Origin of the sequence: Falsochrobactrum shanghaiense (assembly GCF_003149535.1) — a bacterium.
GTDB lineage: Bacteria > Pseudomonadota > Alphaproteobacteria > Rhizobiales > Rhizobiaceae > Brucella > Brucella shanghaiense.
This window is the reverse complement of sequence record NZ_QGDB01000011.1, coordinates 24,871-36,892: the sequence shown is the minus strand read 5'-3', so window position 1 is coordinate 36,892 and position 12,022 is coordinate 24,871. Positions and strand designations below refer to the sequence as shown.

Genomic DNA, 12,022 nt, shown 5'->3' with positions numbered 1-12,022 from the left:
CTTGCAGCGCCAGCCTACCAAGCGATCGATCGGTGTTTGAGACAAACCGCCCGGGAACTGGCTATCATCTTCTGACTATCTGTGTTGAAGATATCCGGCTTGCCATAGCGGGCCAGCGCTTCCTCAACCGCTTCGATGCAGAAGGCCGCTTCCATCGTGATCGACAGTCGCCACGATAAAACCTTGCGGCTGAACCAGTCCACGACGGCGCAGAGATAGACAAAACCACGCGCCATGGGGATATAGGTCAGATCCATTGCCCACACCTGGTTGGGCCGGGTGACCGCCAGCTTGCGCAGGAGATAGGGATAGATTTTGTGCCCTGGCGCTGGCTTCGAGGTGTTCGGGCGGCGATAGATTGCCTCAATGCCCATCTTCTTCATCAGCGTCGCGATATGAAGTCGCCCGGTTTCCAGCCCTTCTCCTCTCAAAAGCCCTTGCAACATCCGACTTCCGGCAAAAGGGTAGTCGAGATGCAGTTCGTCGATCCGCCGCATCAAAGCCAGATCGCTGTCCGACACTGATCGTGGAGAATAGTAGACGCTGCTACGGCTGAAGCCGAGAAGCCGGGCCTGCCTTGCAACCGACAGCTTGTGCGCGCGGTCAATCATTTTTTTCCGCCCAGCAATCCCGCCTTGCCGAGCGCACCGGACAAAAAATCGTTCTCCAGCGTCAGTTCGCCGATTTTGGCATGAAGCGTTTTGACATCAACGGTTGGCCCTGCCGGTTCCGCCTTGTTCTCATCACCGAAAACGCCGGTCGCGCCCTCAAGGAGCTGGTCTTTCCACTGCTTGATCTGGTTCGCATGCACGTCGAACTGCTGGGACAATTCCACCAGTGTCTGCTCGCCTCGAATGGCGGCAAGCGCCACCTTTGCCTTGAAAGCAGGGCTGTGGTTCCGGCGTGGTCGTCTCGTCATGGTATCTCCTGTTCCCGGCATCTAAGCCGAAGTCAGGCAGAAATTCCACTTATCTCCGCTGTCCAGATTTCCCGAACCACTTCTAACAGCCGCGTTGGTTCCGCTACATTTTACGACAGAAAATTTTCCACCTTGCGAGCAGTTTTCTGTCTGGCAACAGCATATGGCGCCGCTACTTGATGTGCACTTGCCGGATAATGCTAGTGCGGAGGGCGGTTTTATTGTCCAGCAGGCTGTCTGGAATCTTGGAGGTGTGCTGCTGGTTCAACAATCCGCCCCGCCCTTCCATTACGAGCGCTCGTGGGACAAGGTGCGTTTCAGCCCGATCGACCATTGGCAGATCACGTTTCTTCATTCCGGCCATAGCTGGACCGGAGTTGAAGGGAATATTGTTGAAAATGAGCCCGGGACGGTGGAAGTTCGTTCGCTCGGGCAGCCTTTTCGGGGACGGGCCACCGCAACGGATTCTGTGTCCCTGATAATTCCCATCGACCATTTTGCAGACCGCGGGGGTCTGCCGCCAGCTAGCAGCAATGTGGTTTTGGGGGGGCATCGCGCCAAAATGCTAATTGACTTCGTATCAAGTCTGGAAGCCAGTCTCCACCAACTGACGAACGATGAACTGCCGAGCACGAAAGATAGTTTCCGAGAAATAATTTTTGATACAATCGCACCGTTGGTATGGCAAAGTGGCACGAATGATCAGATCTCGCAAATCGGCCTGATGACTCGTGCGAGACGTTTCATTCAGAGCAATCTGGCATCCCATGATCTGACGCCCGATGCCCTGAGCAAGGAACTGGCCATTTCACGCACGCGTCTTTACGAGATGTTTGAAAGTTCCGGGGGCGTGCTGAATTATATCCGCCAGCAGCGCTTGTCGGCAGCCCATGCAATGCTCATAGATATTTCCGATACACGAAAGATTACCGATGTGGCAGCGGCACTCGGCTTTGATTCAGCTGCCAATTTCAGCCGGGCATTTACGCAGCAATTCGGTTATAGCCCTAGCAATGTCCGTAAGATGTCCTGTATGGGCGGTGTGCACATCCAGGCATCATCAGATCAGAGCACGAAGCTAACATTTGAGGTCTTGCTGCGAACGCTTGGACTGGTACTGTAGAATCGATTATATGAGCGTCTTCGATGCTCCGCCACGACGCATAACGGATGTGTTGCCAACTTTTCGCCCTTGATGACGCCAGCATTTCGGCTTTACATCAGCAGAGTATAATCGATGTTCAAAGGCCGCCATTTCGATAAATCCATTATCCTTCTCAGTGTGCGGTGGTATCTGGCCTGCAATCTGAACCTGCGTAATTTGACGGAGATAATGGCCGAGCGTGGCATTGCTATCGGCCATTCTACCGTGCGTTGCCGGGTCTTGCATTTCAGTCCTAAATTGTTTGGCGCTTTCTGCGCAAGACATTAACTCGTCACGGCAGACCGAAGCAGATCACTATTGGACTTGTCCTGCTTTATTTCCGCCTCATCGTCTCTTTTCTGCGGTTATTTGTTCGAATTGAGCGGATGATATTCCTCCGGGTTCTGTCGCGAAATTTTCACATCTGCTACGTTATTGTCCCTTCGATGAGCATAATTGCGTGCGGCGACGGATTGTATTGGCGTAATCTCGCCCGAATTTTTCAGCCCATGCGCGCACCGTCTTATGGGTGACGAAGATCCCTCTGTATGCCAGCGTGTCTTCGACCATGCGAAAGCTTAGCGGAAACCGGAAATACAGCCACACCGCCTCTGCAATAATTTCAGGTGGAAAGCGATGGCGGTGATAAAGTGAGGAGCGATTGTCGAGCATGCCCTCTTATCCACCGCTGAGATTTACGACAAAGTTAAGGTTACGGTGCCGGCGCGCCGTTGATCAGGATGGCTTTGTGCTTGAAGTGCTGGTCCAGAAACGCCGTGATACCAAGGCTGCGAAGCGCTTCATTCGGAAGTTACTGTCAGATCAGGGCGCAGTTCCCCGTGTCATGGTCACGGACAAACTGGGTTCTTATGATGCCGCCAATCGGGAGATCGGTCTCACGGTCTGTGATCATCGCCAGCACAAAGGCTTGAACAACCGGGCCGAGAATTCTCATCAGCCCATCCGACGACGAGAACGTAGCATGAGGCGCTTCAAGTCAACGCGACATTTGCAATGTTTCGCATCCATTCACGACCCGATCTACAATCTTCACCATTTTTCCCGCAACAGTTTCACATCTGCCATCCACCGCGAACTACGCCAGACCGCCAATATCATCTGGCGCGATATCGCTGACCTGTAATCTGCGCTATCACTACATCATAGATCAACACGCATCTACGCACAGGTTAAGGTTACGGTACCGGTGTGCTCAATGTGCCAGCACCTCAACCGCCATGTCCATGAATTCGCGTATAGCGCCTTTTTCCGCGAATTTGGGCAAAGCCACGACATATTCACCGGCTGAGAATTCCACGTCTTCCAGCGGGATTCCCCGCAAACGACTGTCAAAGCCCAGTTCGCGGCTAAGCGTAATGCCGACGCCAAGCCCCGCAGCAGCGGCTTCCTTGACCGCCTCACGGCTGCTCAGGATAAAGTGGGAGGCGAGAACCTCCGGCTTGCTTGCGACGGCGCGCTCGAATAGCTGCCGGGTCATGGAGCTTTCTTCCCGCAGGATGAATCTCTGCCCTGCCAGTTCGTCGATTGAAAGACTTGTCCGCTCCCACCACGGATGCTGCTCATTGACAAGCAGCAGCACCCGCTGGTCCATGAGATGACGGCATGTGAAATGCGGATCGGGTTCGGTGAGCGTCACCATGGCCGCATCGACGCGGCTGGATGCGACGAGATCCAGAAGGCGATAGGAGTTTTCCAGCCGCACATCCACATGCACTCCGGGCAGAAGCCGGAAGAAGCGTTCCAGAACCGGCATGACCACGCATGGCGAACAGACGCCGATGGTCAGATGCCCGGAGCGCAGCGATCTGGCGTTTTTCACCCGCGCGTCAATATCATCGATCGTCAGCATGACATCGCGCACTTTTGGCAGCAGATCCATTGCATTGGCCGTCAGTTCAATGGTGGTACCGTTGCGGATGAACAATCGTGCCTCAAGGCTCTCCTCGAGCGATTTTATGTGCTGCGTAATCGCAGGCTGGCTGACGCCCAGCGTCTGCGCCGCACCTGAAAATGTGCCGGTAACGGCAACGGCATGGAAGGCGCGCAACTGCGTAAAGTTCATTAATTGAATCCTCGATATAAGTTTATCTTCACATGCCTGTCATGAATCTAAGAGATACTTATACCATAATCAACACATCCAAGCGTGTCGCGCAAGGAATGGCAGGAGAGAAAAATGACAACCCCAACATTCAACAAGAAACTTATCGGATTGACGGTTGCCGCGCTGGCATTATCGGCATCCTCCGCTCTTGCCAAGGAGGTCATGATTTATAATGCCTCCGACAACGTCAATACGGCACTTGTCGCCGCATTCAAAGCCAAGCATCCCGACATCGAAGTCAAGTTCGTGTCCGGCTCCACCGGCCCGATCGTCGAGCGCGCCATTGCTGAAAAAGCCAACCCGCAGGCCGACATCATTTATCTCGTCAACAATACTGCTCTCGATCAGCTGACCGAAGCCGGGGTTTTTGAGCCGTATGAACCGAAAGAATCTCTCATTGGCGAGCAGTTCACGCATCCGGATAATTTCTACAACAAGCATTTTGCCACCACCATGTGCATGTTGGTGAATACCGACCGTCTGGCTGAGAAAAACTTGCCGATGCCCAAGGCCTGGGAAGATCTGGTCAAGCCCGTTTACAAGAACGAGATCTCCCTTCCTTCTCCGCTCAAGTCGGGCACGGGCGGAGCAATTCTCACGACTTTTGCCGATGCGTTCGGCTGGCCCTATATTGAAAATCTCAATGAAAACGTCTTCAAATATTCCGATGGCGGTTCGGGTGGAGCCGATCTTGCAGCATCCGGCGAGGTGGCTATCGGCTTGAGCTTCGACACCACCTGTTTCGAGCGTAAATCCTCCGGCCATCCTGTCGAGGTTGTCTATGGCGGGATAACGCCCAATGTGACGGAAGGCGGCGGACTGGTTGCGGGTGGCCCTAATCCCGACGAGGCACAGCTTTTCCTCGATTTCATGGCCAGCAAGGAAGCAGCCGAAGTACTCGGCAAGATCGTCGGTGCGACGGCGGTGCCCGGTTACGGTCTGGTCGATCTTTCCACCATCACTTTGTGGGATATGCGCCGTCCGGTGAATATCGATGAATTCCGCACCGAATTTACCACGCGCATTCTCAAGCAATGACAAGCCTGACCCTCGAAAAGCTGGAGCAGCTGGCCCCCGTTATGGGCCAGCCGCATATCCGCATAGGCAATATCCGGAAAACATTTTCCGGAAATGCAGCAGTTGATGATGTCAGTCTTGAGCTCGGCAAGGGTGAATTCGTCACCCTTCTGGGTGCTTCGGGCTGCGGCAAGACCACGCTCTTGCGGATTATTGCCGGTTTTGTCAGTGCGGATCGGGGTGAAATCTTTTGCGGTGATGCGAATATTACCCAGCAGCCCCCTGCCAGGCGCGGCATGGGATTTGTCTTTCAGTCCTATGCGCTGTTTCCGACAAAAACCGTAGCGCAGAATATCGGCTTTTCGAATATGATCCGCTCCATGCCGCGCGCCAGATTGCAGGCCCGCGTCAGTGAACTGGCGGCGATGGTCGAGCTTGAGCACCTGCTGGATCGCTACCCGCACGAATTATCCGGTGGACAGCAGCAGCGCGTGGCTTTGGCGAGAGCGCTGGCTTCGGAACCCGAAGTGCTGTTGCTGGACGAACCCATGTCCGCGCTCGACGCCCGCATTCGGTCAAAACTGCGCGCTGATCTGCGCGCTCTTGTAGATCGTCTGGGCATAACGACATTATTCGTCACGCACGATCAGGAAGAAGCCTTCGCCTTGTCCGATCGCATTGCCGTCATGTCGCAGGGTCGGATCGAGCAGGTCGGCACGCCATCGGAAATCTATCATCGTCCCGCGACCCGTTTTGTGGCGGAATTTGTCGGGGTGTCCAATCTTGTCACAGGCAGGGCCACGCAGCATGGTCTCGATGTCGAAGGCGCCATCTGGCCTGCGCTGCTGCCCGATGACGTGCGGATCGGCGAGGACGTTACGCTGCTTTATCGTCCCGAACATCTGGCGATACAGTCGCCCGACCCAAAATCGGTCGGTATCCCCGGTCGGATCGAAATGGCGACATTCTCCGGTGCGAGCGTGCGGCTGCAGGTTGTGGCGGAAACAGGCCAGAACCTGATTGTCGATGTGCCTTCGGTTTCTCATGCCGGTTACAGAAAAGGGCAATCCGTCCGCGTGGTGGCCAATCTGGCGCGCGCCTGGGCCTTGCCCGATGGAAGCAAGTGATGGGTGCATCGTCACGCAATCTCTCGTCCACTATTGTGTCCGCGCTGGTCACGTTGTTGCTGGTGGTGTTCATCGCCTATCCGCTGGGAACGGTTCTGGTGGAAAGTTTTAATATCCGCGGTCCCATGACGCCGGAACGGTTAAGCGTGGTAACGAGCGAAGCACTTGATGCAATGCCCGCGGATGAGCGCGATAAGAACATTGCGCGCTGGGTTGCCACAGCCACGATGAACGAGCAGGTGGATGCCGTCGCCGCCGCATTCGGGCTGTCAGGCATAGCCGTCGATTGGGATAGAAAAGCCGCTTATAATATACAGAAACGTCATGCAGATGCGGCTATTGCCCGATTGACGCCCGACGAGGCCGCTCGTTTTGACGAGATCTACCCGCTTGCCCATATCATGCAACACAAGCGTTCTGCGCTGGCCTTCAAGGTCAGGGATGCATTGGGGCAGGAAAAATTCGATCAATTGCGCAATGGCACGGAATCGCGTTTTGGCCTTGATCATTATCTGGAAGTCGCCCGCAAATCACATCTGAGGCTGGCGGCCTGGAACAGTCTCAGCCTTGCATTATGTGCGACGATCACGACGATCGCTGCCGCCTTCGCGCTGGCTTACAGTATCAATTCCGGAGCGGTCCGCAGGCCGCAATTGACGCGTGCCGTGCTGCTGACGCCGCTCGTTGCTCCGCCCGTCCTCATAGCCACCGCTACATTGATGCTTTTCGGGCGGCGAGGGCTTGTAACGCATACGCTGCTCGATCAATGGCTGGGCCTGATCGATGCCGAGCAAACCAATCTCTATGGTTTTGCGGGCATATTGATGGCGCAGACCCTGGCTTTCATTCCGCCAGCGCTGATCGTGTTTGACAATGTCATGCGAAAGCATAACGGCGATCTGCACGAAGCGTCCGCAGGTCTTGGTGCTCGTCACGGGCAGAGCTTCACTCATGTCACGCTGCCGATGTACTGGCCCGCATTCAAACGTGCAGCAGTGTTGGTTTTTATTCTGAGCCTCACCGATTTCGGCAATCCGATGCTGCTGGGGCGCGATATGCCCGTTCTGGCCGGGGTGATTTATGATCAGATCACCGCCTATCAAAATACACCGCTGGCGGCAGCAATCTGTGTCTGGCTGCTCGTTCCATCATTGCTGCTCTATCTGGTTCTGGAAGCCTTCGGCCGCCGCAAGCGTTATGTCAGCAATGGCGGCGGGCGTGCTGCGGATCTGGCCATTCCCGTCTCGTGGCGCATTGGCCTGTCGGCATTCACCGGTACGATCGTGCTCATCATTGCTACCGTTTATGGCACGATGGCGCTTGGCGCGGTGACGCGGATATGGGGCGTGGACTGGAGTTTTACGCTCGGCTATTTCACATCCGAAGGCGTGAATGTCGGGCTTGGGGGTTCCGGCTACGGCAGTTCGGATCGGGGGCTGGGCCTCGTATGGGACAGTGTCGTGATCGCCGGCATCGCAGCGCCAATCGGCGGGCTGATGGGAATTCTTGTCGGCTATGTGATAGAAAGGCTGCGTCCGCCGGGCGCCAATATCATCTTTTTCATCGCCCTTGCGCCTGCCATTCTGCCCGGAATAATCTTTGGTATAGGTTATATCATTGCCTTCAATCTGCCTTTTGGCATCAAGGCATTGGCGCTGACCGGCACGTCGGCGATCCTCGTCATCAATATTCTGTTTTCCAACCTCTTTGTCGGCATTCTTGCAACGCGTGCGGCGCTGCAAGGGCTGGATCCGGCTGTGGACGAAGCGGCGGAAAGCCTGGGGGCGGGGCTGGTTTCGCGGTTTTTCCGCGTCACCCTGCCAATGCTCAAGCCAGCGTTGTTGCTCGGCACGCTTTATGTCTTCATCGATGGGTTGACGACGCTTTCCTCGGTCATCTTTCTGGTGTCGGGCAATCACAAGCTGGCATCGGTTGCGATCTTCAATCACGCTGCATCCGGTGAATTCGGCTATGCGGGGGCAAAAAGCGTGGTGCTGCTCGCAATCGCGCTGATGGCCATGGCCCTTATCTGGCTGATCGAGCGCAAGCCTCAAATGAAGAGGCGACGAAAACGGGATCAGAATTTCCTTATGCATCAGGAGCAAACATCATGACCGGCACTTTGGTCGAACGCGACAGCCTGGCCTTTTTTCATCAGGAAGGCTCATCCCCCTGCCAGTCGGCCTTGCGTTCTGTGGGCGGCATCTGGCTGGAAGAGATGGATGGCCATCGACTGGTCGATCTGCATGGTAATACAGCGCATCATATCGGCTATGCTCATCCGGTGCTGGTTGAGGCGTTGAAAGCGCAGATTGACGAGCTTCCGTTCAGTCCCCGCCGGTTCACCAACCAACCGGCGGTTGAACTGGCTGAAAAGCTGCTCGGGCACTGGCCCGGTCCGGTCGCGAAGGTGCTTTTCGCCAATAGCGGTTCGGACGCCATCGAAATCGCGCTGAAGCTTGCGCGTGTGGCAACCGGACGGCATGAAACAATTTCGCTGCGCGGCAGCTATCACGGACACGGCTTTGGTGCTTTCGGCCTGTCCGCTTGCGATACCGATGAGCGTCTGGGGCCTCTGCTGGCGGGGCGTCATCATGTGACGCCTTATTGGGCTGCGGGCGGCGGCGAGCGGATGCTGGCGGAGATCGAGGAAATTCTTTCCAACTCGCAAAGCGGTATTGCCTGCGTGATAGCAGAACCTATCCGCTCCAACTGCCATATACCGCCGGACGGCCTATGGGCTGAAGTGCGCCGCCTGTGTGACCGATATGGTGCGCTCCTGATTTTCGATGAGATCCCCTCCGGGCTTGGCAAGACCGGAAAATTTTTCGCCTTCGAGCATGTGGGTGCTGTCCCTGACGCTGTGGTTCTGGGCAAGGCGCTGGGCGGTGCCATGCTGCCCATTGCCGCCGTCATTGCCGATGCACGGCTCAACATCGCTCCCGAACTCAATCTGGGGCATTATACGCATGAGAAAAATCCACTGACCACGCGCGCGGCCCTGACGACGCTGGAGATTATCGAAAGCGACAATCTGGTCGATTGGGCGGCGAGGGCGGGAGAAGATTTTACCCGCATGGTCGCGGAGATTGCGCAAGCCGTCCCGGCAATTGTCGGATCGCGCGGAAAGGGCTTGCTTCAGGCCATCGAGCTTGATCCATCGGCGCTGGGTTTTGACGCCGATGAGAAGTTTGCTCGAACCCTGCTTGCGGAACTGCGCAGGCAGGGGGTTTCGACGGTTTTCAAAGGCAAATCGAGCATCAGCTTTTCGCCGCCGCTTGTCATTACGGCGGCTGAACTCGACGATACGCTCAAGCGAATACGGCGGGGCGTGGAAAACCTGCGTGTTTAAACAAAAGCCTGAGGCGCCGATCTGATCCAACCAGATCGGCGCTTTAACCGGGGCACCTATTTTCCGGGCTTGCCGGACAGGTTCTGCACTGCCTTGAACGCTGTAATCGCGCATCCAAATCGTATAGGCGCGGGTATCTGCAAAATACATGCGCTTGCGATCTTCATCAAAAGCTAAACCGTTGGGGATTGCGAGATCGGCGACTTCTCGTGATATGAGCCCTGCCGTTCTTCATCGGCCTGAAAGCAGGCATCTGGGCCTATGGTACAGGGGCTAGCTGGCTCGGCGGCATCGTCGTCGGTCTTATCGCCGCCGGTTTGACACTGGCAGTCGCTCAGGGCCTGCTCATGCTGGTCCGTCCGATCTGGGCGCGTTTGCTGATTGCTCTGGCCTTCGTCGCTCCGACGGGTATGGCCGGGTTTGACGCGACGCTCGGTATTGTCAAGCACATGATACCGTCTGAAACATGGCAGCTCATCTTCTCGGTGATCAGCGCAGTTGCAGCCGGCCTGACGGCTTTGCACGCACCTGAACAGCAATGATCCGTTGATGGCGATCAGAAGCGGATACGGATCATTTTCCATTTTTGTCAGGAAAATGGTGCAGACAGCGGCCAGGCATCGGATCAGCTTGAGGCACAGACGCGGCCATAGGAGCGCAGAACGGTCAGCGCCAGCGGTCGCCGCGGCGAATGAGGCACGGTACAAAGGCCCCGACCACAAGGTCGGAGCCTTTTTCATGCCTGTGGGAAGGCTCCAGCCTCCACGCCCTGTTGTGTCTGGCACGGATCAGTCGCTTAGGATCGGGATCATGGTTTTTACATGGGCGTCGATCCGTTCCAGCACGGCCGACGGGACCAATTCGCGCTCCGGAAGCGCCCACCATTTCGCATCGATGTGCTTCACCGTCTCGGCAACCGCCTTCAGGACAGCAGGCTCCGGCAGCCGTGCCCTATTGGCAAACGCCTTCCAGCGGGCCGGGATCAGGCCCTTGAAGGCCCGCTCGCCGCCCAGAGACAGCGCCAGGCCATCGGCCGGAATATAGGGAACGGTCGAAAGCATGTCGTAGATCGGTGCAAGAGCAGGCATGTTGCCGTCGCCCGGATAGATCAGCGACCAGTTCTTGAGATGCATATCGCCATTGCCCATGACCACCGAGAAGGTCAGCCGTCGGACAAACTCCAGAGCCGCGAACGGCGAAATTGCCACATTTAGGGCCGATGCAATGTCGTGGGAGGCTGCTCCGTCATATTTGCGCGCCGGATAGAGGCCGAAGACCTGCGCGAAATCTTCGATATGGATGCGTTGCCCATCTGCCCCACGGTCGAAGCGTCGAACAAGCAGAACCAGACCTTCTGCAAGCGTCTCAAATTCTTCGGGAATGCCCTCAAACTGGTCTCTGCTGACCAGTTCACGTGTGGGCACATCCATGCCGATCGCTTCGGCAAGCGCGAGATTGGCGAACTCGTTCTCCGACACGCCCGGAAAGGCGGCCGAGGGAAATTTTGCAATATACTGCCCCTGGCCATCCCCGAGCGGCAAGGTCAGTCCACCGCCCTTGCCGGCGTTCTTCATCACCGAGAGCTTCATCTGCACGCCTGCCAATGAGAAGCGGGCCTTGGGCTGGCCTTGCATGGGTGCCGTTGTGATACCGGGTTGCCCTTCACTGGGCAGCACCCGCACAGCCCCCGGCAAGTCCGCGCCAAGTGTGGCCAGGAGGTCGAAATCGTTCCCCGGTCGCACATGGCCCGCATGATGCTTTTCCATCGCATCACGCAGCCTGTCTTCGGGCAGCAAGTTGGCAAAAAAAGGTGGCAGGCTGCTTGCGACAGGCCGTGGATCCTTGCGCAAGCCCCCTGATGCCGCGCGCAGCGATAAGCTCAGAACCGGAATGCCGCCGGTTGCGCGATAGACCGGATCAAGGCTGAAGGCGTTGAAATCACCCGGCGTCCTGACGATCATGCCGACCTTATTGCTGTTCAGGAACACATCGAGCGAAGTGATGGCCTCAGCGGTACGGGTGGCTGTCATCGTCACTCTCCGGCTGTGGACTAAAGGCGGGCTGATCGTCTGCGGCTTCGGGTCGCAGAAGCGCTTCGATCGCGGGCACCATCACCTGCGGGACCAGCATCATTTCCAGCCCAAGCGCCCGGGCAATGTTGATCAATGTCGTGGTGCGCGCAGCCGCAGCCCCGGTCTCGATATCCCGGTAGCGTGGCCGTGAAATGCCGGCGAGATCGGCCACTTGCGCCTGGGTCATACCCATAGCCAGCCGAGCGCGGCGAAAATGGTCGCCGATCAGCCCCAGTATTTCTGCTTCCTCCTTCATGTGATGCCTT

At 56.6% G+C, this 12,022-nt stretch carries 9 protein-coding genes and 5 pseudogenes; 8 read left to right on the top strand and 6 right to left on the bottom strand.

The window, feature by feature from the left end; translation table 11 throughout:
- Window positions 1-56: 56 nt before the first annotated feature.
- A pseudogene (locus DKP76_RS17710) lies at window positions 57-919 on the bottom strand (IS3 family transposase); the annotation flags it as partial.
- Between the two features lie 58 nt (window positions 920-977).
- Between DKP76_RS17710 and DKP76_RS17705 the strand changes: the two are divergent.
- Window positions 978-2,042, top strand: coding sequence for a helix-turn-helix transcriptional regulator (locus tag DKP76_RS17705; protein ID WP_245410278.1), 1,065 nt, complete (start codon window positions 978-980; stop codon window positions 2,040-2,042).
- 114 nt (window positions 2,043-2,156) lie between these two features.
- Window positions 2,157-2,345 (top strand): annotated as a pseudogene (locus DKP76_RS19515) (IS6 family transposase); the annotation flags it as partial.
- A gap of 177 nt (window positions 2,346-2,522) precedes the next feature.
- On the opposite strand, the pseudogene DKP76_RS17695 reads toward DKP76_RS19515, so the two are convergent.
- A pseudogene (locus DKP76_RS17695) lies at window positions 2,523-2,735 on the bottom strand (IS6 family transposase); the annotation flags it as partial.
- Window positions 2,736-2,787: 52 nt separating this feature from the next.
- On the opposite strand from DKP76_RS17695, the pseudogene DKP76_RS17690 reads away from it, so the two are divergent.
- A pseudogene (locus tag DKP76_RS17690) lies at window positions 2,788-3,207 on the top strand (IS6 family transposase); the annotation flags it as partial.
- Between the two features lie 69 nt (window positions 3,208-3,276).
- Here the strand turns inward: DKP76_RS17690 and DKP76_RS17685 are convergent.
- Window positions 3,277-4,146, bottom strand: coding sequence for a LysR substrate-binding domain-containing protein (locus DKP76_RS17685; RefSeq protein ID WP_109707986.1), 870 nt, complete (start codon window positions 4,144-4,146; stop codon window positions 3,277-3,279).
- Between the two features lie 114 nt (window positions 4,147-4,260).
- Between DKP76_RS17685 and DKP76_RS17680 the strand changes: the two genes are divergently transcribed.
- Genes DKP76_RS17680 through DKP76_RS17665 form a run of 4 tightly spaced genes read left to right on the top strand, consistent with a single transcriptional unit; the run spans window position 4,261 to window position 9,684 of the window.
- The gene (locus DKP76_RS17680) at window positions 4,261-5,226 is read left to right on the top strand and encodes an extracellular solute-binding protein (RefSeq protein ID WP_109707985.1); all 966 of its coding nucleotides are present in this window, start codon (window positions 4,261-4,263) and stop codon (window positions 5,224-5,226) included.
- Entirely contained in the window at window positions 5,223-6,332 is a 1,110-nt protein-coding gene (locus DKP76_RS17675) for an ABC transporter ATP-binding protein (RefSeq protein WP_109707984.1), read from the top strand. Before DKP76_RS17680 ends, DKP76_RS17675 begins: the two co-directional genes overlap by 4 nt.
- Window positions 6,332-8,446: an ABC transporter permease gene (locus DKP76_RS17670; protein WP_109707983.1), complete on the top strand. Its 2,115-nt coding sequence runs from the start codon at window positions 6,332-6,334 to the stop codon at window positions 8,444-8,446. The genes DKP76_RS17675 and DKP76_RS17670 overlap by 1 nt, the downstream gene beginning before the upstream one ends.
- The gene (locus DKP76_RS17665) at window positions 8,443-9,684 is read left to right on the top strand and encodes an aminotransferase class III-fold pyridoxal phosphate-dependent enzyme (protein ID WP_109707982.1); all 1,242 of its coding nucleotides are present in this window, start codon (window positions 8,443-8,445) and stop codon (window positions 9,682-9,684) included. The genes DKP76_RS17670 and DKP76_RS17665 overlap by 4 nt, the downstream gene beginning before the upstream one ends.
- Before the next feature lie 84 nt (window positions 9,685-9,768).
- Here DKP76_RS17665 and DKP76_RS19895 read toward each other — a convergent pair.
- A pseudogene (locus tag DKP76_RS19895) lies at window positions 9,769-9,900 on the bottom strand (SMP-30/gluconolactonase/LRE family protein); the annotation flags it as partial.
- A 101-nt stretch (window positions 9,901-10,001) separates the two neighbouring features.
- Here DKP76_RS19895 and DKP76_RS17655 point away from each other — a divergent pair.
- The gene (locus tag DKP76_RS17655; protein ID WP_425349419.1) at window positions 10,002-10,226 is read left to right on the top strand and encodes a hypothetical protein; all 225 of its coding nucleotides are present in this window, start codon (window positions 10,002-10,004) and stop codon (window positions 10,224-10,226) included.
- 246 nt (window positions 10,227-10,472) lie between these two features.
- Here the strand turns inward: DKP76_RS17655 and DKP76_RS17650 are convergent, their stop codons facing one another.
- Together DKP76_RS17650 and DKP76_RS17645 are read right to left on the bottom strand one after the other, a co-directional pair.
- Window positions 10,473-11,714, bottom strand: a complete 1,242-nt coding sequence (locus DKP76_RS17650; protein ID WP_109707981.1) for a type II toxin-antitoxin system HipA family toxin — start codon at window positions 11,712-11,714, stop codon at window positions 10,473-10,475.
- Window positions 11,692-12,012: a helix-turn-helix domain-containing protein gene (locus DKP76_RS17645; RefSeq protein WP_109707989.1), complete on the bottom strand. Its 321-nt coding sequence runs from the start codon at window positions 12,010-12,012 to the stop codon at window positions 11,692-11,694. The genes DKP76_RS17650 and DKP76_RS17645 overlap by 23 nt, the downstream gene beginning before the upstream one ends.
- Window positions 12,013-12,022 lie beyond the last annotated feature (10 nt).

Bases quoted from the DNA above. Each gene is read 5' to 3' on its own strand.
- DKP76_RS17650 (WP_109707981.1), bottom strand. From the start codon at position 11,714: ATGACAGCCACCCGTACCGCTGAGGCCATCACTTCGCTCGATGTGTTC.
- DKP76_RS17670 (WP_109707983.1), top strand. From the start codon at position 6,332: ATGGGTGCATCGTCACGCAATCTCTCGTCCACTATTGTGTCCGCGCTG.
- DKP76_RS17680 (WP_109707985.1), top strand. From the start codon at position 4,261: ATGACAACCCCAACATTCAACAAGAAACTTATCGGATTGACGGTTGCC.
- DKP76_RS17675 (WP_109707984.1), top strand. From the start codon at position 5,223: ATGACAAGCCTGACCCTCGAAAAGCTGGAGCAGCTGGCCCCCGTTATG.
- DKP76_RS17685 (WP_109707986.1), bottom strand. From the start codon at position 4,146: ATGAACTTTACGCAGTTGCGCGCCTTCCATGCCGTTGCCGTTACCGGC.
- DKP76_RS17645 (WP_109707989.1), bottom strand. From the start codon at position 12,012: ATGAAGGAGGAAGCAGAAATACTGGGGCTGATCGGCGACCATTTTCGC.
- DKP76_RS17665 (WP_109707982.1), top strand. From the start codon at position 8,443: ATGACCGGCACTTTGGTCGAACGCGACAGCCTGGCCTTTTTTCATCAG.